This window comes from Sphingomonas sp. R86521 (assembly GCF_042466235.1).
Classification (GTDB): domain Bacteria; phylum Pseudomonadota; class Alphaproteobacteria; order Sphingomonadales; family Sphingomonadaceae; genus Sphingomonas.
The window spans coordinates 602,839-620,975 of record NZ_JAXHBY010000001.1 but is presented as its reverse complement, the minus strand read 5'-3'; the positions used below and the strand labels follow the sequence as shown (position 1 = coordinate 620,975).

Here is an 18,137-nt window from a genome sequence, read left to right as displayed (position 1 = left end):
CCTGTCCTAGAAGAACAGTTTCCGGACGCTCAGCCGCACCGTGCGGCCCAGCGCGTCAAGATAATCCGGCTGGAAGCTGATCGGCGTCACGCCGGTCGCGTCGGTCACCCGCTGGCGGCTGTTGAAGACGTTATCGACCGAGAAGGTCAGGCGCATGCCGCGGACCCAGGGGTGCGCCTTGACTAGCGTCAGTTGCTGGCCGAGGTCGGCGAACAGGCGCAGATTGCCGGTCGCGAGCCCCGAGAAGTTCAGCGTCTCGGGGGCAGCGGTGGTGCCGCCGTTGACGCGCGTGCCGTTGGCGTAGTTGGCCGACAGCCGCACGCCGATGCCGTTGTTGCTGTAGCCGGCCTGCGCCTCGACCTCGTGGCGCGACTGGCCGCCACTCGCGCCGATCGCGTCGCCGTTGAGCAGGTCGAGCGATGGTCCGCCCTGCTGCACCAGGACCCGGTCGGTGAAATGCCAGGTGTGGTAGACCGCGAACTGCAGACGCCCGCCGCCCTGCCCGCCGCCGCGGCCACCGAAGCCCCCGCCGCCGCCACGCCGCCGCCACCGAAGCCGCCACCGCCACCGCCCGGTCCGCCGGGGCCACCACCTGGACCACCGGGACCGCCGCCGCCGGGCGCGCCCTCGCCGCCCGGCCGGCCACGAAAGCCACCTGGGGGTGCAAGGCCTTCGAACGGGTTGGGACCGGTCCCGGCGCGATACGCTTCGAGCTCCTTCTGGATCTTCGACTTGATCGGCGCGGAGAAATTGATCCCCCAGCGCAGTTCGGAACGCTCACTGCGCGCGAAATTGATCGGTCGCTGGTCGACGCGGAGCAGATTGCCGCCGGCATCGCGGGTGAAGCGGTCGGGGAACGCGGCCTCGATCGCGGCGGTCGGGGTCGGGAACGACGCGATCGGGTTGTCGGTGCGTGCGCTGACGTAATTCGCGGTGAAATTGATGTCGCGCTTGGTCCACGGCTTCAGCGTCAGTCCGAGCTTCTTCACATGGTTGTTGTCCGCGATCAGGTTGGGGTTGCCGCCGCTGATCGCGGTGACGGTCGCGGTGGTACCCTGGATATAGTCGAAGATGCGCACGTTCGGCCGGGTGATCGATGGGTTGCCGAGCTGCTGTGCGGACGGTGCCTCGTCGCTGTCGGTGGCCGACGCGATCACGCGCACGCCCTCAATCGGCGACCAGTTCGCCCCATAGCCGAGCGTCGTCAGCGTGCCGAAATCGGAGAGATGATCCTCCGCAAGGTTGAAGTTGGCGGACAGATTGCCGAGGAAGCCGAGCACGTCCTTCGTCCGGCTGGCGATCGGCACGTCGATATTGACCTGGCCGTTGACGGTGTCGCGCGAGACCTGGCCGGTGGTGAGCAGGTTGGCGCGGTACGAACGGCTGCTGAAGTCGGCAGTCTCGGCACCCAGCTTGATGCTGGTCGATACCGCGCCGGCGGGCAGGCTGAACAGCGTACCGTTGAGTAGCGCATCGACGCCGCCGGTGCTCTGCTTGGCGTAGGCGCGGTTGCCGGGAGTGGCTGCGATGTCCGATGCGGTCAGGCGCGACAGGCTGGCGGTCGGATCGCCGGCGGTCAGCCGCGTCTGGAATGCGCTCCCATCGACGCCGGTTTCGGAAAAGGTCTGGGTGTCGCTGCGGTCGTAATTGCCGGTGACCGACCAGCGCCAGGTGCCAAGCCCGCCGTTCATCGTCGTGCCGAGATGGGCCGCGATCGAAGAACTGGTCTGCGCGAGCGGCAGGAAGCCGGGATCGTCGAGCGCGCGGCTGACCGTCGTCCCATTCGGCAGCGTGAAATTGGCGACCGGCAGGCCGTTCAGGCTCTTGCTGTCGGTCGATTCGAGCCGCGCGTTGATCGTCGCGCCGACATTGCCGAAGATGTTGCGCGCATAGACCGCGTTGGCGCTGGTCGTACGGCTGGAGCCGAGCAGCGTGCGGTACGGCGTCGGATCGATCACCGCACCACTCGCGCCGACCGCGGTGGTCGGCGTGGAGATGATATCGCGTTCCGATTCGGTCAGCGCCGAACTCTGCGTGTGATCCAGATGCAGGTTCATCCGCTTGTCGCGCGATATGCCGAGCAGGTCGATCGTCCCCTGCGGGGTGTTGCGACCGCCCTCGGTCGCGAGACGATCGTTGGCTTCCAGCGTCGCGGCACGGAAACGACGGCGCAACACGAAGTTCACGACCTTCTGGTCGGCACGATAGCCGTATTTAAGCGCGACTTCCTCGGGCAGGATGTCGACGCGCTGGATCGCCTCGGTCGGGATGTCGCGGATTTCGGCGAAGCTGGAGATGCGGCGGCCGTTGAGCAGCACGACGGGCGCGCCGCCGCTGCCACGACCGCTCGTCGTCTGCGGCGCGAGTTCGGCGAGCAGGTCCGATACCGTACTGACGCCGTACGAGCGGATGTCCGCCGGCCCCAGCTGCTGGTCGGGCGGAATGTCGCCGATCACCGCGCCGGGCAGGTTGCGCTGGCCGGTGACGATGATGTCGGGCTCGTCCGAATTGCCTTCCTCGGCCTGTGCTGCCGGTGCCGCCGGCGTGGCGGCAGGCGCGGGCGCCTGTTGTGCGGTCGCCAGCGCGGGCGTGCTCACCGCCAGAAACAGACCCAAACGCCGCATGAAAACTCCCTCGATACCCATGCGCATCGCCTAGTCGGCAATTGTCGCAAGACTATGCCGGAGGCGAAACGGACTTCGGGTTTCTCGACGACGCGTCCGCGCGGTCACCGCCAAACGGCTCTTGTCATCGCACGCCCGAGGCTAGACACTCGCCGCCACAACCGAACGGGAGAGCGGGATGGCGGCGATAACGAACGCGGAATCGAACGGGGGCACGCCCGCGCGGCAGAGCGAGCGACTGATCATCATCGCGTCGTCGCTCGGCACCGTATTCGAATGGTATGACTTCTACCTCTACGGCCTGCTCGCGACGATCATCACCGCGCAGTTCTTTTCGGGCGTCAACGAAACCACCGGGTTCATCTTTGCGCTCGCAGCCTTCGCTGCCGGGTTCGCGGTGCGGCCGTTCGGCGCGCTGGTGTTCGGCCGGATCGGCGACATGGTCGGGCGCAAGAACACGTTCCTCGTCACGATGGGGATCATGGGCGTCTCGACCTTCGTCGTCGGGCTGCTGCCCAATTACGCGACGATGGGCGTCGCCGCGCCGATCCTGCTGGTCGTGCTGCGGTTGCTGCAGGGTCTCGCGCTCGGGGGCGAATATGGCGGGGCGGCGACCTATGTCGCGGAACATGCGCCGCCGCACCGTCGCGGGCTGCACACCAGCTTCATCCAGACCACTGCGACGCTTGGGCTGTTCGCGGCGCTGCTGATGGTGATCGGCGTGCGCACGCTGATCGGCGAGCCGGCGTTCGCGGCGTGGGGCTGGCGCGTGCCGTTCATCGCCTCGATCCTGCTGCTCGGCGTCTCGCTGTGGATCCGCATGCAGCTCGCCGAGAGCCCGGTGTTCCAGAAGATGAAGGACGAGGGCACGGTGTCGAAGGCGCCGCTGACCGAGGCGTTTGCGCGCTGGGGCAATCTGAAGATCGTGCTGATCGCATTGTTCGGCGCGGTGATGGGCCAGGGCGTGGTCTGGTACACCGGCCAGTTCTATGCGCTGTTCTTCCTGGAAAAGACGCTGCGCGTGGACGGCGCGACGACCAACATCCTGATCGCGATCGCGCTGCTGATCGCAACGCCGGCGTTCGTGTTCTTCGGCTGGCTGAGCGACCGGATCGGCCGGAAACCGATCATCCTGACCGGTTGCGCACTGGCCGCGCTGACCTATTTCCCGATTTTCCACGGCCTGTCGCAAGCCGCCAATCCCGCGCTCTACGCCGCGCAGGCCAATGCGCCTGTCACCGTGGTCGCCGACCCGCGTGAATGCTCGGTGCAGTTCGATCCGGTCGGCAAGAACAAGTTCGATTCGAGTTCGTGCGATATCGCCAAGGCGTATCTGGCTAAGGCCGGCGTATCGTACGAGAACGTCGCCGCCCCCGCAGGCACGCTCGCGACGATCCGGATCGGCGGCACCACGCTAGACACGGTCGATCCGCGGCTGGTCACCGGGCCGGCACGTGCCGATGCGATCAAGGCGTTCGGGGTCCGCGCAAAGGCCGCGTTGTCGGCGGTCGGCTATCCCGAAAAGGCCGATATCGCTGCGATGAACAAGCCGCTCGTCGTGCTGTTCCTGACCATTCTCGTGCTCTACGTGACGATGGTCTACGGCCCGATCGCGGCGTTGCTGGTCGAACTGTTCCCGACGCGGATCCGCTACACGTCGATGTCGCTGCCCTATCATATCGGCAATGGCTGGTTCGGCGGGTTCCTGCCGACGACCGCGTTCGCGATGGTCGCTGCGACCGGCAACATATATTACGGGCTGTGGTATCCGGTGGTCGCCGCGGCGGCGACGGTCGCGATCGGGCTGTTCCTGTTGCCGGAGACGTTTCGGCGGTCGCTGGATTAATCCAGCGCGACCGTCGCGGCGTCGATACGGCGGAGCATCGCGACGAAGCCGGCGATCTCGTCCGGCTCGAACCCGGCAAAGATCCGTGCCTCCAGGTCGCGTGCCTTGGGCGCGACGTCGGCGTAGAGCGCCCGCCCCGCGTCGGTCAGCACCAGCAGATGCGAGCGCTTGTCTCCGGGATTGTCGCTCCGCCCGAGCAGCCCGCGCTCGACCAGCCCGATCGCGGCGCGGCTGACGGTGACCTTGTCCATCCGGGTACGCTGGCCGATCTCGCCCTGGCTGATGCCGCCGGTCTCGGCGACCACCGCGACCAGCCGCCATTGCGGGATCGTCAGCCCGAACAGCGCCTCATACGCCCGCGCGACGCGTTCGCTGACCAGGTTCGAGGTGAAGGACAGCCGGAACGGGATGAAATCGTCGAGCACAAGTGGGCGGTCGGACGGTTGGGCGGTCATGCCGAGATGGTAACGGTTGACACCATCGCTGCAACCCGACAAATTGGTATCAACGGATACTAAGCTCAATTCGAGGATGCGCGACATGGACCATATGGACGTCAACCCGATGGGTCTCGACGGTTTCGAGTTCTGCGAATTCACGTCGCCGGATGCCGATGCGATGGCCCGGCAGTTCGAGCAGCTCGGCTTCGTCGCGGCGTCGACGCACCCGACCAAGGCGGTCACCCGCTACAAGCAGGGCCGCATCAACCTGCTGCTGAACCGCGAGCCCAGTTCGCACGCATCGGACTTCGCTGCAGCGCACGGTCCTTCGGCAAGCGGGATGGCATTCCGCGTCGCGGATGCGAAGACCGCGTTCGAAGCGGCCGTCGCGCGCGGCGCGAAGGCGGCGGATGCGAGCTCGGGCGCGCTGGGCGAAGGCTATGTGCTCGAGGGGATCGGCGGATCGCTGCTGTACCTGGTCGACCGTCACGGTGCGGCGGGGTCGCTGTACGACGACTGGACCCCGGTGCCGGGCGCTGCGGAAGCGGAGGCGGAGAACAATGTCGGGCTCGACCTGCTCGACCACCTCACGCACAATGTGAAGCGCGGGCAGATGCGGACCTGGTCGGCATTCTACGGCCAGATCTTCGGGTTCGAAGAGGCAGAAGTATTTCGACATCAAGGGCAAAGCGACCGGGCTGTTCAGCCAGGCGATGATCGCCCCCGACCGCGCGATCCGCATCCCGCTGAACGAGAGCCAGGACGACAAGAGCCAGATCGAGGAGTTCATCCGCGACTATAACGGCGAAGGCATCCAGCATCTCGCGCTGACCACCGACGATATCTACACCACCGTCGAGAAGCTGCGCGCGCGTGGCGTCAAGCTGCAGGACACCATCGAGACCTATTACGAGCTGGTCGACAAGCGCGTGCCGAACCACGGCGAGGACCTTGCGCGCCTGAAGGCGAACCGCATCCTGCTCGACGGCAATGTCGGCGAGGAAGGCCTGTTGCTGCAGATCTTTACCGAGACGATGTTCGGGCCGATCTTCTTCGAGATCATCCAGCGCAAGGGCAACGAGGGTTTCGGCAACGGGAACTTCCAGGCGTTGTACGAGTCGATCGAACTGGACCAGATTCGGCGCGGTGTAATTACCGTCGACGCGTAGGATCGGGTCGAGCGGACATACCGTTCTCCTGCGAACGCAGGAGCCCAGGAGTCCCGAAGGACGGCGTTCGTTACCCTGGGCTCCTGCGTTCGCAGGAGAACTGATGACGTACCGGAGAAGTTTTGAACGGCCGGCGGTCGTGCACGGATCGGAACAGGTGTTGGAGAGGAAGCCAATGACAATACACCAGCCGATCGAGACCGCCGGCCAGCGCGAAAACTATATCCCCGGGTTCGGCAACCACGTGTCGACCGAAGCGGTCCCCGGCGCACTCCCGATCGGCCGCAATTCGCCGCAGCGCCCCGCGTTCGGCCTGTACACCGAACAGCTGTCGGGCACCGCCTTCACCGCGCCGCGCCATGAAAACCGCCGTAGCTGGCTCTACCGCCTGCGCCCGACCGCGGAACATCCGCCCTACACGCGGTACGAAGGCGCGAAGCGGTTCGCACCCGGCACCAGCGACGCCCCGCTCGCGCCCAACCGGCTGCGCTGGGACCCGATCTCGGATTGCCCCGCTGGCACCGACTGGATCGACGGGCTGACGACGATGCTCGCCAACCGCGACCCCGCCGATCTCGAAGGCGTCGCGCTTCACGTCTATGCCGCCGACACCGACATGCGCCGCGTGTTCATGGACGCCGACGGCGAACTGCTGTTCGTACCGCAGGCTGGGCGGCTCGACATCGTCACCGAACTCGGCCGCATCGCGATCGCCCCCGGCCAGGTCGCGCTCGTCCCCCGCGGCGTCCGCTTCCGCGTGATGCTCCCCGACGGTGCCGCGCGCGGCTATGTCGTCGAGAATCACGGCAGCCTGTTCCGCCTGCCCGACCTCGGCCCGATCGGCGCCAACGGCCTTGCCAACCCGCGCGATTTCGAGACGCCGGTGGCGTGGTTCGAGGACCGCGACGAGCCCACTGAGGTGGTCCAGAAATTCATGGGCAGCCTGTGGACGACGACGCTCGATCACTCGCCGCTCGACGTGGTCGCATGGCACGGCAACCTCGCGCCGTGGCGCTACGATCTAGCGCGGTTCAACACCATCGGCAGCGTCAGCTTCGACCACCCCGATCCGTCCATCTTTACGCTGCTGACGAGCCCCAGCGACGTGCCCGGTCGCGCCAACGCCGATTTCGTGATCTTCCCGCCGCGCTGGATGGTCGCCGAGGACACCTTCCGCCCGCCCTGGTTCCACCGCAACATCATGTCCGAGGCGATGGGGCTGATCACCGGCGCCTATGACGCCAAGGCCGAGGGGTTCGCACCGGGCGGCATCTCGCTGCACAATCTGATGGCGGGCCACGGCCCCGATCTGGCGAGCTGGACCGGCGCCAGCAACGCGACGCTCGCGCCGCACAAGATCGATGGCGCGATGGCGTTCATGGTCGAGAGCTGCTGGCCCTACAAACCGACCAGCTACGCGCTCGAACATGCCCAGCTCGATTACGACGCAGTCTGGGCGGACTTCCCCAAGGCGAAACTGCCGGAATGATCCTGCACGGCTATTGGCGATCGACCGCCGCTTACCGCGTGCGGATCGCGTTGGCGCTGAAGGGCGTGGCGTACGAGCACGCGACCCACGATCTGCGAACGGGGGCGCAGGGCGCGGCGGATTACCGCGCGATCAACCCGCAGGCGCTGGTACCGGCAATCGAGGCGGACGGTGACGTGCTGACGCAATCGCTGGCGATCCTGGAGTGGCTGGAGGAGCGTTATGCGTCCCCGGCACTGCTGCCTGTAGGCCTCACCGATCGCGCCATCGTGCGGGCCATGGCTGCAACGATCGCCTGCGACATCCACCCCATCAACAACCTGCGCGTACTGCAGGTGCTGCGCGGCGAATTCGGCGCGGACGAGGCGGCGGTGAATGGATGGATCGCACGCTGGATCGGTGACGGATTCGCTGCGCTTGAAGTGCTGATCGGGCGGCATGGACGTGGCTTCGCGTTCGGGGACACACCGACGATCGCCGATTGCTGCCTGGTGCCGCAGGTTTATTCCGCCGAACGGTTCGCGGTCGACCTGATGCCGTATCCGCGGTTGATGGCGGCGGCCGAGACCGCGCGCGCGCTGCCCGCCTTCCAGGCAGCGCACCCCGATCGCCAGCCCGACGCCGGATGACCGAGCGCGTGTTCGCGACGCCGGCGGGGGTGACGTTGGGGCCGCTGTCGGCGATCCCCGACGGCACCGCGCGCAACTATGTGCTGCAGCTGCGCGCCGGGCGGTTCCACGGTTTCGTCGTACGGCGCGGTGATGATGTCGTCGGCTATGTCGATCGCTGCCCGCACATGGGCGTGCCGCTGGCGCAGATGCTCGACGCCTATCTGACCCCCGACGGTACGCGGATCGCGTGTGCGTGGCACGGCGCGCTGTTCGAGATCGACGATGGGCTGTGCGTTGGTGGACCGTGCGTGGGGGCGAGACTGACCCCGTGGCAGGTTACGGTGGCGGACGGGGCGATCGTCACGGCGTAACGTTCTCCTGCGAACGCAGGAGCCCAGGGTTACAGAACACAGCGCCTGCGACTCCTGGACTCCTGCTTTCGCAGGAGAACCGTTATTCCAACTCCAAGATCACCTGATCAACCGCCAGGCTGTCGCCGGCCTGCGCCGAAACCGACTTCACCGTCCCGGTCTTCTCAGCGCGCAAAATATTCTCCATCTTCATCGCCTCGACCACAGCGAGCGGCTGCCCCGCCTCGACCGTGTCGCCGGCGCCGACATCGAGCCGCACCAGCAGACCCGGCATCGGGCAGATCAGGAACTTCGACAGATCGGGCGCGACCTTCTCGATCATGTGCCGAGCATAGGGGGCCGCGCGGGCCGGCAGTACGCGGACGACATGGCTAGCCCCCCGCGCCGTCAACTTGAACCCGCTCCGGGTGCGGGCGATGCGGACGGTGAGGTCCTCCGCGCCCTCGACCGTGACCATGCGGTCCCCGGGGGTGTATTCCAGGCTGAGGTCGAGATCGTCGCCGTCGACCGCGATGCCGTCGGTCGAGACCGTCACCGCATGGTCGTGCGCGGCGATCGTCACCACCCAGTCCGAGGGCGGCCGTAGCCGGCGACCCAATTGCCCGTCGGTGCGACGCGCGCGGTCCGCCTCTGCGGTGGCGGCGAAGGCGGCGACCGCGGCGAGCGTCTTCAGCAACGGCGCGTCGGCAGGCGCGCCGTGGAAGCCGTCGGGATATTCCTCGGCGATAAAGCCGGTGGTGAGTGCGCCCGACTGAAAGCGCGGATGCTGCATGATCGCCGAGAGGAAATCGATGTTGTTGCCGGGGCCTTCGAGTTCGAACGCGTCGAGCGCGGCGATCTGCGCGGCGATCGCACCATTTCGCGTTGGGGCCCAAGTGATGAGCTTGGCGATCATCGGGTCGTAGAACATGCTGACCTCGCCGCCCTCACGCACGCCGTCGTCGACTCGGATTCGGGGCTCCCCTCCCGCATCGCGGGAGGGGTTGGGGGAGGGCATGTCGGCGTAGGACACGTCTGCGTACGCGGACATGCCCTCCCCTAGCCCCCCCCGCGAGCGGGAGGGGGACTGATGCGGCGGATTATACCGCACGAGGCGGCCGATGCTCGGCAGGAACCCGCGATACGGGTCCTCGGCATACACCCGGTTCTCGATCGACCAGCCGTTCAGCTTCACCTCGTCCTGCGTGAACCCGAGCGGCTCGCCGGCCGCAACACGGATCATCAGCTCGACCAGATCCAGCCCGGTGATCTCCTCCGTCACCGGATGCTCGACCTGGAGCCGGGTATTCATCTCGAGGAAGTAGAAACCCTCCCCCGTCGTATCCGCACCCGAGACGATCAGCTCGACCGTCCCCGCCGAATAATACCCCACCGCCTGCGCCAGCGCGACCGCCTGCTCGCCCATCGCCTTGCGCATCTTAGGCGTGACGAACGGCGACGGCGCCTCCTCGACGACTTTCTGGTGCCGCCGCTGGATCGAGCATTCACGCTCGTTGAGATAGATGATGTTGCCGTGCTGGTCGCCGATCAGCTGGATCTCGATGTGGCGTGGCGATTCGATGAACTTCTCGATGAACACGCGGTCGTCGCCGAAGCTCGCTAGCCCCTCGCGCTTGGTCGCTTCGAAGCCTTCGCGGACGTCCTGTTCGCTGTAGGCGAGCCGCATGCCCTTGCCGCCGCCACCGGCCGACGCCTTCATCATCACCGGATAGCCGATGCCGCCGGCGATCTCGACCGCGTGATCGGTGCTGTCGATCTCGCCGAGATAGCCCGGCACGACGTTGACGCCCGCGGCCTTAGCGAGCTTCTTCGATTCGATCTTGTCGCCCATCGCGGCGATCGCGTTAGGTGGCGGGCCGACGAACGCGATCCCGGCCTCGGCGCAGGCCAGCGCGAAACTCTCGCGTTCGGAGAGGAAGCCGTAGCCCGGATGGATGCAGTCGGCGCCGGTTTCCTTGGCGGCGAGCAGGATCAACTCGGCCTTGAGATAGCTCTCCGCGGCAGGTGCCGGCCCGAGCCGGACGGACTCGTCGGCCATCAGCACGTGCGGTGCACGCGCGTCGGCGTCGGAATAGACCGCTACGGTCTTGATGCCCATCGCCTTGGCGGTCCGCATAACGCGGCACGCGATCTCGCCCCGATTGGCGACCAGGATTTTCTTGAACATTCTCGCTCCCCTCCCGCCTGCGGGAGGGGCCGGGGGAGGGCCTGTCCACGCGCGGATATTATGGTGCGGGAGGACATGCCCTCCCCTAACCCCTCCCGCAAGCGGGAGGGGAACTACTCCGCCGCAGCCCGCATCGGCTCCGCGCCGACCATCGGCTTCATCCCCAGCTTCGCCAGCAGCGTCGCATCGGCGCTGTCGCCGGCGTTGCCGGTGGTCAGCAGCTTGTCGCCGGTGAAGATCGAGTTCGCGCCGGCCATGAAGCACAGCGCCTGCGTCGCCTCGGACATGCTCTCGCGGCCCGCAGACAATCGCACCATGCTCAGTGGCATCGTGATGCGCGCGACGGCGACGGTCCGGACGAACTCGATGTCGTCGATCTGCGCCATCGGCGTGCCCGCGAGCATGTCGCCGAGTGGCGTCCCCTTGACCGGGACCAGCGCGTTGACGGGGACGCTCTCCGGGTGGCGCGGCAGCGTGGCGAGCGCGTGGACGAAGCCGACGCGATCGCTGCGCGTCTCGCCCATTCCGACGATCCCGCCGCAACAGACTGAAATGCCCGCGTCACGCACGTTCGCCAGCGTCTCCAGCCGATCGCCGAAGGTGCGCGTGGTGATGACGTTGCCGTAATTCTCCGGCGAGGTGTCGATGTTGTGGTTGTAGTAATCGAGACCGGCGTCGGCGAGTTGCTTCGCCTGCTGCGCGTCGAGCATGCCGAGCGTCATGCACGTCTCAAGCCCCATCGCGCGGACGCCCTCGACCATCGCGACGACCTTCGGCATGTCGCGCGGCTTCGGGTTGCGCCAGGCGGCGCCCATGCAGAAACGCTGCGATCCCGCGGCCTTGGCCTGCGCGGCGTCGGCGAGGACCGCGTCGACGTCCATCAGCTTTTCCGCCTTCAGGCCGGAGTCGGACGACGCGGACTGCGAGCAATAGCCGCAATCCTCGGGGCAGCCGCCGGTCTTGATCGACAGCAGCGTGCACAGCTGGACCTCGCCGATCGCGTGGTGCGCGCGGTGGAGGGTCTGCGCGCGGAACATGAGTTCGTCGAACGGGAGGTCGAACAGCGCGGCGATCTCGGGACGGGTCCAGTCGGTGCGGGACACGGGAGCATCGCGCACCAGGCTCGGAGCCACTGCATGTACGAGAGTACGAAGAAGGGTATCGGTCATTCGGCGGCTTCCTCTTGCGGGGCCATATTGTGGCCGAGGAGTTTCAACACGTCCTCGGCGGCCTGGATCAGGTTGGTGCCGGGTCCAAAGATCGCCTGGACCCCGGCATCGCGCAGCGCCTGATAGTCCTGTGCGGGGATAACGCCACCCGCGATCACCTTGATATCCGCGCGGCCCGCCTCGCGGAGATAGCCGATCAGTTCGGGGATCAGCGTCTTGTGGCCGGCCGCGAGCGACGAGGCACCGACGATGTCGACGTCCTTCTCCAGCGCGAGCGCGGCGGCTTCGGCGGGGGTCTGAAACAGCGGGCCGGGGACGATCTCGAACCCCAGGTCGCCGAACATCGACGAGACGAGGTTGGCGCCGCGGTCGTGGCCGTCCTGCCCCATCTTGGCGACGAGCATGCGCGGTTTGCGGCCCATCCGGCGCTCGGTGGCTTGGACGCCATCGGTGAGGCGGGTCCAGCGCGCGTCGTCCTCGTACGCGCCGCCGTAGATGCCCGAGACGGGGGTGGGCTGCGTGCCGTAGCGGCCGAACACGTCCTCCATCGCCGACGAGATTTCGCCGAGCGTGGCGCGGGCTCGGGCGCATTCAACGGCTAAGGCGAGGAGGTTCGTTTCCGATCCTCCCCTGGCAGGGGAGGTGGCAGCCGCGTTTGCGGCTGACGGAGGGGTATCGCCCTCTCGATAGGGCGCAACCCCTCCGTCATCGCTGTGCGATGCCACCTCCCCCGCCGGGGGAGGATTTCCGCGTCGCGCCCCTTCACGCAACGCGTCGAGCGCGGCGCGGCACGCCGCGTCGTCGCGCGTCGCCTTTACCCGGTTGATGCGTTCGATCTGGCCTGCCCGCACCGCGACGTTATCCACGTCGAGGATCTCGATCGCGTCCTGTTCGGCGAGCTTGTACTTGTTCACGCCGACGATGACGTCCTCGCCGCGATCGACGCGGGCCTGGCGGCCGGCGGCGGCTTCCTCGATCATCGCCTTGGGCCAGCCCGCCGCGACCGCTTTCGCCATGCCGCCTTCGGACTGGATCCGCTCGATCAGGCTCCACGCGCCGTCGACCAGCGACTGCGTCAGGCTCTCGATATAATAGCTGCCGCCGAGCGGATCGACGACCTTGGTCATCCCCGTCTCTTCCTGGATCACGATCTGCGTGTTGCGCGCGATCCGCGCGGAGAAGTCGGTCGGAAGCGCGATCGCCTCGTCGAGCGCATTCGTGTGGAGCGACTGCGTGCCGCCGAGCATCGCCGCCATCGCCTCGATCGTCGTGCGCATGACGTTGTTGTACGGGTCCTGCTCGGTGAGCGACACGCCCGACGTCTGGCAATGCGTGCGCAGCATTTTCGAGCGCTCGTCCTGCGCGCCCAGCTGCGTCATCGCGCGGTGCCATAGGACGCGGGCGGCGCGGAGCTTGGCGATCTCCATGAAGAAGTTCATGCCGATCGCGAAGAAGAAGCTCAGGCGCCCGGCGAACTTGTCGATGTCGAGCCCGGACGCGACGCCGTATTTCACATATTCCATGCCGTCGGCGATCGTGAAGGCGAGCTCGTGGAGCTGCGTCGCCCCAGCCTCCTGCATGTGATAGCCGCTGATCGAAATGCTGTTGAACTTGGGCATCTCGCGGCTGGTGTAGCCGAAGATGTCCGAGATGATCCGCATGCTCGGCTCGGGCGGGTAGATGTAGGTGTTGCGGACCATGAACTCCTTGAGGATGTCGTTCTGGATGGTCCCGTCGAGCAGTTTCCGGTCGACGCCCTGCTCCTCGCCCGCGACGATGAAGAAGGCGAGGATCGGGATCACCGCGCCGTTCATCGTCATGCTGACCGACATCTTGTCGAGCGGGATGCCGTCGAAGAGGATCTTCATGTCCTCGACCGAGTCGATCGCGACGCCGGCCTTGCCGACGTCCCCGGTGACGCGGGGGTGGTCGCTGTCGTAGCCGCGGTGGGTGGCGAGATCGAACGCGACCGACAGGCCTTTCTGGCCGGCGGCGAGGTTGCGGCGGTAGAACGCGTTCGAGGCTTCGGCGGTCGAGAAGCCGGCGTACTGGCGGATCGTCCACGGGCGACCGGCGTACATCGACGCGCGGACGCCGCGGGTGAAGGGGGCGAAACCGGGGAGGCCGGGGTCTTCGCGCACGTCTTCCGCGGTGTAGAGCGGCTTGACGTCGATGCCCTCGGGGGTCGGCCAGATGAGGTCGGTGCCTTTTACTTCCTTGGCGGCGAGCGCCTGCCAGTCGGCGAGGGTTGGGGCGGTTTCGGGCGTGTCGGTCATGCTGAAAACACCACCCCGGCGAAGGCCGGGGCCCAATTGGAAAGGTTGCTGTAACGGAGAACAGCACCAGCCAAGGCGCCGTTGCCCAATTGGGCCCCGGCCTTCGCCGGGGTGGTGTTGAAGGCGAAGGTCACTTGCCAGTGAACACCGGTTTGCGCTTCGTCAGGAACGCGATGCCCCCCTCCATCGAATCCGCAGACCCCCGCGCGTCGCGCTGGTTCGCAGCCTCCGCCTGCATCGCGGTCGCGTAATCCGTTTCGTACGCAGCCGTAATCGCCCGCCGCATCAACCCGAGCGCGACCGTCGGCATCGCCGCCAACCGCTCGGCCAGCGCAAACGCCTCAGCATCCAGCGCGTCGTCAGCAACGACCTTGTGCACCATCCCCCAGTCGAGCGCCTTCGCCGCCGGCACCCGCTCGCCAAGCATCATCATCTCCGTCGCGCGGGCCTTGCCTATCAATCGAGGCAGCATCCAAGATGCACCGCCGTCGGGCACCAGCCCGATGTTCACGAACGCCTGGAGAAAATACGCGGTCTCGCTCGCGACACAGAAATCCGCAGCGAGCGCGAGGCTGCAGCCGATGCCCGCCGCCGGCCCACGCACCGCGCTCACCACCGGCACCGACAGATCGGCGATCGCCGCCATCGTCGGATTATAGCTTCCCGTCAGCGCCGCGAACGTCGCCTCGCCCGGATTGTCCGAGCCAAGCGCCCCGCCACCAACATCCGCCCCCGAACAGAACGCCCGCCCCGCACCCGCGACCAACACCGCCCGCGCGCCATCGAGATTGCCCAACGCCGCGCGCAATTCCTCGAACATCGCCGGAGGCGCTGCGTTCAGCCGGTCGGGCCGGTTCAACGTCAGCACCAGCACGTCGCCGCGTCGCTCGCTCAGGATATGCATGTAGCTCAATGCGCGTCCTTCGGGGTTTCCATGAGCTCGACCAGCATCCCGCCGAAATCCTTCGGATGGACGAACACGATCGGCGTGCCATGCGCGCCGATCCGCGGGCTGCCAAGAACGGTGGCGCCCTTGGCGGTCAGATCGGCGACCGCCGCATCGATGTCAGGCACCTCGAAGCAGACATGATGCTGCCCACCGGCGGGGTTCTTGCGCAGAAACCCGGCGATCGGCGACGTCTCGTCATACGGCTCGATCAGCTCGATCTGCGTGTTCGGCGTATCGATGAAGCACACCTTCACCCCCTGCGCGGGCAGATCGAACGGCTCGCCGATCGCGGTCGCGCCGAGCAGCAGCCGATACGTCTCGACCGACTTCGCGATCGACGGCGTCGCTACCCCGACATGATTCAAGCGTCCGATCGTCATTTCGGGTCCTTGGCCGGCGGCGGCGTGGGTACGACGCCCAGCGTATAGCCGCACACGCCCAGCACCTGCCGGATCATCGCATCGTTGCCTGGCGCGGCGAAGGTCGCTTCAACCGCGAAGTTCGACGCGTTGGTGGTCTCGACGCCGACCTGCTTCGCCTTGACCAGGAAGCTCGTCAGTTTCGTGACCGCCTCCGGATCGGCGATGTAGGTCGCGGTCCCCGGAAACTGCCACAGATAATTGAAGGCCGGCCCGCCATCGAACCGCATTGCAACGGCCTTGGCGGCCGACTCGCCGAGCGCAGTCGGCTGGATGAACTGTACCGAGACGATCGGTTCGGATCCGACGTCGCACTTGACCAGCAATCGCGACAGACCGTCGCGCCCGATGACCGACGCCGAAACGCTGCGCACGCCGGCGGCATTGGTGCGTTCGGCAAGTTTCCATGCCTGGGCCGCCGGTGCCGGGGCAGGTGTTGCGGCTGCAACGGCCGCCTGGAAAAGCAGGGGTACGATCATTCTTCGATCCTCCGTTGCTGCCGCCCGGACGCCATCGCCGCGCCTTCGATCATACCCTCGAGGCGAGACACCCGATCGCGTAGGTCACCGTGCGCCCCGGCGAGACCACTGAGTCGCCCGCCGAGTTGCGCGAGGTCTCGATCGAGGTCGTCGAGTTGATCCTTCAGCGTCAAGATGGTCTTGAAAACACCAAATGCCTTTTCGCCGGCGCTCACGGGTTTTCGCCGGCCAGCACGGCATCAACGGCAGCACAGCTACGCGCTATATTTTCGCGCATCGACCGAATGGATGCCTTCATGTCGTCGACAGCAGCTTCGATCTGCGGCGTTAGCATCGCCAATGCCGCGTCCTCATCATGCGATGCCGGCGAGGCAATGTACCGTGTGGTCGCCTCGCGCACGACACGGCCAACCGACATGCCACAATTCGCTGCATAGGCGTCGAGCGCGGCCTTGTGGTCGGGCGTAGTCAAAAACGTCACGCGTTCGCTCTGCATGTCGCGACTCCTTCGCATGACATTATAATGTGCTTATCATCCTGCAACAAGCTGGCGGGCGGGTCGTAGGTCAAAGCGGAATGTTGTCATGCTTCTTCCACGGATTCTCAAGGACCTTGCCGCGCAGTTTCCGCAGGCCGAGCGCGATGCGGCGCCGGGTAGAGTGCGGCTGGATCACCTCGTCGATAAAACCCTTGCTCGCCGCCACGAACGGGTTGGCGAAGCGCGCCTCGTATTCGGCGGTGCGCGCGGCGATCTCGTCCGGGGTCTTGCCGCGGAAGATGATCTCGACCGCGCCCTTGGCACCCATCACCGCGATCTCCGCGGTCGGCCAGGCATAGTTCAAATCGCCGCGCAAATGCTTCGACGCCATCACGTCGTACGCGCCGCCATACGCTTTCCGCGTGATCACGGTGATTTTTGGCACGGTCGCCTCGCCGTACGCGAACAGCAGCTTCGCACCGTGCTTGATGATGCCGTTATGCTCTTGGGCGATGCCAGGCAGGAAGCCGGGGACGTCGACGAAGGTTACGATCGGGATGTCGAACGCGTCGCAGAACCGCACGAACCGCGCCGCCTTCTTCGAGCTGTTGATGTCGAGCACACCCGCCAGCACCATCGGCTGGTTCGCGACGAAGCCGACCGTGCGCCCTTCGATTCGGCCGAAACCGGTGATGATGTTGGCCGCATGTGCCGGCTGCGTCTCGAAGAAATCGCCTTCGTCGACGACCTTCCGGATCAACTCGTGCATGTCATAGGGCTGGTTGGCCAATGCCGGGATCAGCGTGTCGAGGCTGTCCTCGATCCGGTCCCATTCGTCTGCGGTCGGGCGTTCGGGCACCCCCTCCCGGTTCGAGGCGGGCAGGAAGTCGAAGAAGTCGCGCGCCGCCAGCAGCGCCTCGATGTCGTTCTCGAACGCGTTGTCGGCGACCGACGTCTTGGTCGTGTGCGTCACCGCGCCGCCGAGCGCCTCTTGCGTCACGACCTCGTTGGTCACGGTCTTGACCACGTCGGGGCCGGTCACGAACATGTAGCTCGAATCCTTCACCATGAAGATGAAGTCGGTCATCGCCGGGCTGTACACCGCGCCGCCTGCGCACGGCCCCATGATCAGCGACAGCTGCGGCACCACGCCCGACGCCAGCACGTTGCGCTGGAACACGTCGGCATAGCCGCCGAGCGACGCCACGCCCTCCTGGATGCGCGCGCCGCCCGAATCGTTGATTCCGATCACCGGCGCGCCGACCTTCATCGCCATGTCCATGACCTTACAGATTTTCTGCGCATGGCGCTCGCTCAGGGATCCGCCGAACACGGTGAAATCCTGGCTGAACACGAACACCAGCCGGCCGTTGATCGTGCCCGATCCGGTGACGACGCCGTCGCCCGGATAGACCTGGTCCGCCATGCCGAAATCGACGCAGTTATGCTCGACGAACATGTCGAGTTCCTCGAACGAATTCTCATCGAGCAGCACGTCGAGGCGTTCGCGGGCGGTCAGCTTGCCCTTGGCATGCTGCGCCGCGATGCGCTTCTCGCCGCCGCCGACGCGGGCCGCTTCACGGCGCCGGGCGAGCTCTTCGATCGTCGAGGACATGGACTCTCCTTGGTATTCCGCGCCCTACCTTTGCG

The 18,137-nt window shown here is 66.5% G+C and carries 17 protein-coding genes and 1 pseudogene; 5 read left to right on the top strand and 13 right to left on the bottom strand.

Annotated elements, in window-relative coordinates:
- Nucleotides 1-6: 6 nt before the first annotated feature.
- Together SJY20_RS03015 and SJY20_RS03010 are read right to left on the bottom strand one after the other, a co-directional pair.
- Complete coding sequence (locus SJY20_RS03015) at nt 7-321, bottom strand: hypothetical protein (protein ID WP_380785123.1); 315 nt, start codon at nt 319-321, stop codon at nt 7-9.
- Nucleotides 249-2,624, bottom strand: a complete 2,376-nt coding sequence (locus tag SJY20_RS03010) for a TonB-dependent receptor (RefSeq protein WP_380785122.1) — start codon at nt 2,622-2,624, stop codon at nt 249-251. The genes SJY20_RS03015 and SJY20_RS03010 overlap by 73 nt, the downstream gene beginning before the upstream one ends.
- Before the next feature lie 178 nt (nt 2,625-2,802).
- Between SJY20_RS03010 and SJY20_RS03005 the strand changes: the two genes are divergently transcribed.
- Nucleotides 2,803-4,470 carry an MFS transporter gene (locus SJY20_RS03005; RefSeq protein WP_380785121.1) on the top strand — a complete coding sequence of 556 codons (1,668 nt, stop codon included), beginning with the start codon at nt 2,803-2,805 and terminating at the stop codon, nt 4,468-4,470.
- On the opposite strand, the gene SJY20_RS03000 is transcribed toward SJY20_RS03005, so the two are convergent.
- Nucleotides 4,467-4,925, bottom strand: coding sequence for a MarR family winged helix-turn-helix transcriptional regulator (locus SJY20_RS03000; protein WP_380785120.1), 459 nt, complete (start codon nt 4,923-4,925; stop codon nt 4,467-4,469). The genes SJY20_RS03005 and SJY20_RS03000 overlap by 4 nt on opposite strands.
- Before the next feature lie 85 nt (nt 4,926-5,010).
- On the opposite strand from SJY20_RS03000, the pseudogene hppD reads away from it, so the two are divergent.
- From hppD to SJY20_RS02980, 4 genes and pseudogenes are all read left to right on the top strand, one after another.
- A pseudogene (gene hppD / locus SJY20_RS02995) lies at nt 5,011-6,079 on the top strand (4-hydroxyphenylpyruvate dioxygenase).
- A gap of 175 nt (nt 6,080-6,254) precedes the next feature.
- Nucleotides 6,255-7,568 carry a homogentisate 1,2-dioxygenase gene (gene hmgA, locus SJY20_RS02990; protein WP_380785119.1) on the top strand — a complete coding sequence of 438 codons (1,314 nt, stop codon included), beginning with the start codon at nt 6,255-6,257 and terminating at the stop codon, nt 7,566-7,568.
- Complete coding sequence (gene maiA, locus SJY20_RS02985; RefSeq protein ID WP_380785118.1) at nt 7,565-8,197, top strand: maleylacetoacetate isomerase; 633 nt, start codon at nt 7,565-7,567, stop codon at nt 8,195-8,197. The genes hmgA and maiA overlap by 4 nt, the downstream gene beginning before the upstream one ends.
- Nucleotides 8,194-8,550, top strand: a complete 357-nt coding sequence (locus tag SJY20_RS02980; protein ID WP_380785117.1) for a Rieske (2Fe-2S) protein — start codon at nt 8,194-8,196, stop codon at nt 8,548-8,550. The genes maiA and SJY20_RS02980 overlap by 4 nt, the downstream gene beginning before the upstream one ends.
- A gap of 82 nt (nt 8,551-8,632) precedes the next feature.
- Here SJY20_RS02980 and SJY20_RS02975 read toward each other — a convergent pair whose 3' ends face one another.
- The 10 genes from SJY20_RS02975 to SJY20_RS02930 all read right to left on the bottom strand — a co-directional run bounded on the left by SJY20_RS02975 (nt 8,633) and on the right by SJY20_RS02930 (nt 18,102).
- On the bottom strand, nt 8,633-10,717 hold the full coding sequence (locus tag SJY20_RS02975; RefSeq protein ID WP_380785116.1) for a biotin carboxylase N-terminal domain-containing protein: 2,085 nt from the start codon (nt 10,715-10,717) through the stop codon (nt 8,633-8,635).
- A gap of 113 nt (nt 10,718-10,830) precedes the next feature.
- Entirely contained in the window at nt 10,831-11,886 is a 1,056-nt protein-coding gene (bioB, locus tag SJY20_RS02970) for a biotin synthase BioB (RefSeq protein ID WP_380785115.1), read from the bottom strand.
- Nucleotides 11,883-14,162: a methylmalonyl-CoA mutase gene (scpA, locus tag SJY20_RS02965; protein ID WP_380785114.1), complete on the bottom strand. Its 2,280-nt coding sequence runs from the start codon at nt 14,160-14,162 to the stop codon at nt 11,883-11,885. Before scpA ends, bioB begins: the two co-directional genes overlap by 4 nt.
- Complete coding sequence (locus tag SJY20_RS02960) at nt 14,159-14,296, bottom strand: hypothetical protein (protein WP_380785113.1); 138 nt, start codon at nt 14,294-14,296, stop codon at nt 14,159-14,161. The genes scpA and SJY20_RS02960 overlap by 4 nt, the downstream gene beginning before the upstream one ends.
- Nucleotides 14,293-15,066 (bottom strand): enoyl-CoA hydratase-related protein, encoded by a 774-nt coding sequence (locus SJY20_RS02955; protein WP_380788534.1) that lies wholly within the window; start codon nt 15,064-15,066, stop codon nt 14,293-14,295. The genes SJY20_RS02960 and SJY20_RS02955 overlap by 4 nt, the downstream gene beginning before the upstream one ends.
- A 5-nt stretch (nt 15,067-15,071) precedes the next feature.
- A complete protein-coding gene (mce, locus tag SJY20_RS02950) occupies nt 15,072-15,491 on the bottom strand; it encodes a methylmalonyl-CoA epimerase (RefSeq protein ID WP_380785112.1) in 420 nt (139 codons plus the stop codon).
- Nucleotides 15,488-16,009, bottom strand: coding sequence for a hypothetical protein (locus SJY20_RS02945; protein ID WP_380785111.1), 522 nt, complete (start codon nt 16,007-16,009; stop codon nt 15,488-15,490). The genes mce and SJY20_RS02945 overlap by 4 nt, the downstream gene beginning before the upstream one ends.
- Nucleotides 16,006-16,224 carry a hypothetical protein gene (locus SJY20_RS02940; RefSeq protein WP_380785110.1) on the bottom strand — a complete coding sequence of 73 codons (219 nt, stop codon included), beginning with the start codon at nt 16,222-16,224 and terminating at the stop codon, nt 16,006-16,008. The genes SJY20_RS02945 and SJY20_RS02940 overlap by 4 nt, the downstream gene beginning before the upstream one ends.
- On the bottom strand, nt 16,221-16,505 hold the full coding sequence (locus SJY20_RS02935) for a hypothetical protein (protein WP_380785109.1): 285 nt from the start codon (nt 16,503-16,505) through the stop codon (nt 16,221-16,223). The genes SJY20_RS02940 and SJY20_RS02935 overlap by 4 nt, the downstream gene beginning before the upstream one ends.
- Before the next feature lie 70 nt (nt 16,506-16,575).
- A complete protein-coding gene (locus tag SJY20_RS02930) occupies nt 16,576-18,102 on the bottom strand; it encodes an acyl-CoA carboxylase subunit beta (protein WP_380785108.1) in 1,527 nt (508 codons plus the stop codon).
- Nucleotides 18,103-18,137 lie beyond the last annotated feature (35 nt).

Excerpts from the sequence above, each read along its gene's own strand:
- scpA (WP_380785114.1), bottom strand. The coding sequence starts at position 14,162 with ATGACCGACACGCCCGAAACCGCCCCAACCCTCGCCGACTGGCAGGCG.
- bioB (WP_380785115.1), bottom strand. The coding sequence starts at position 11,886 with ATGACCGATACCCTTCTTCGTACTCTCGTACATGCAGTGGCTCCGAGC.
- SJY20_RS02945 (WP_380785111.1), bottom strand. The coding sequence starts at position 16,009 with ATGATCGTACCCCTGCTTTTCCAGGCGGCCGTTGCAGCCGCAACACCT.
- mce (WP_380785112.1), bottom strand. The coding sequence starts at position 15,491 with ATGACGATCGGACGCTTGAATCATGTCGGGGTAGCGACGCCGTCGATC.
- SJY20_RS02975 (WP_380785116.1), bottom strand. The coding sequence starts at position 10,717 with ATGTTCAAGAAAATCCTGGTCGCCAATCGGGGCGAGATCGCGTGCCGC.
- maiA (WP_380785118.1), top strand. The coding sequence starts at position 7,565 with ATGATCCTGCACGGCTATTGGCGATCGACCGCCGCTTACCGCGTGCGG.
- SJY20_RS03010 (WP_380785122.1), bottom strand. The coding sequence starts at position 2,624 with ATGCGGCGTTTGGGTCTGTTTCTGGCGGTGAGCACGCCCGCGCTGGCG.
- SJY20_RS03005 (WP_380785121.1), top strand. The coding sequence starts at position 2,803 with ATGGCGGCGATAACGAACGCGGAATCGAACGGGGGCACGCCCGCGCGG.
- SJY20_RS02935 (WP_380785109.1), bottom strand. The coding sequence starts at position 16,505 with ATGCAGAGCGAACGCGTGACGTTTTTGACTACGCCCGACCACAAGGCC.
- SJY20_RS02980 (WP_380785117.1), top strand. The coding sequence starts at position 8,194 with ATGACCGAGCGCGTGTTCGCGACGCCGGCGGGGGTGACGTTGGGGCCG.
- SJY20_RS02930 (WP_380785108.1), bottom strand. The coding sequence starts at position 18,102 with ATGTCCTCGACGATCGAAGAGCTCGCCCGGCGCCGTGAAGCGGCCCGC.
- SJY20_RS02955 (WP_380788534.1), bottom strand. The coding sequence starts at position 15,066 with ATGCATATCCTGAGCGAGCGACGCGGCGACGTGCTGGTGCTGACGTTG.
- hmgA (WP_380785119.1), top strand. The coding sequence starts at position 6,255 with ATGACAATACACCAGCCGATCGAGACCGCCGGCCAGCGCGAAAACTAT.
- SJY20_RS03000 (WP_380785120.1), bottom strand. The coding sequence starts at position 4,925 with ATGACCGCCCAACCGTCCGACCGCCCACTTGTGCTCGACGATTTCATC.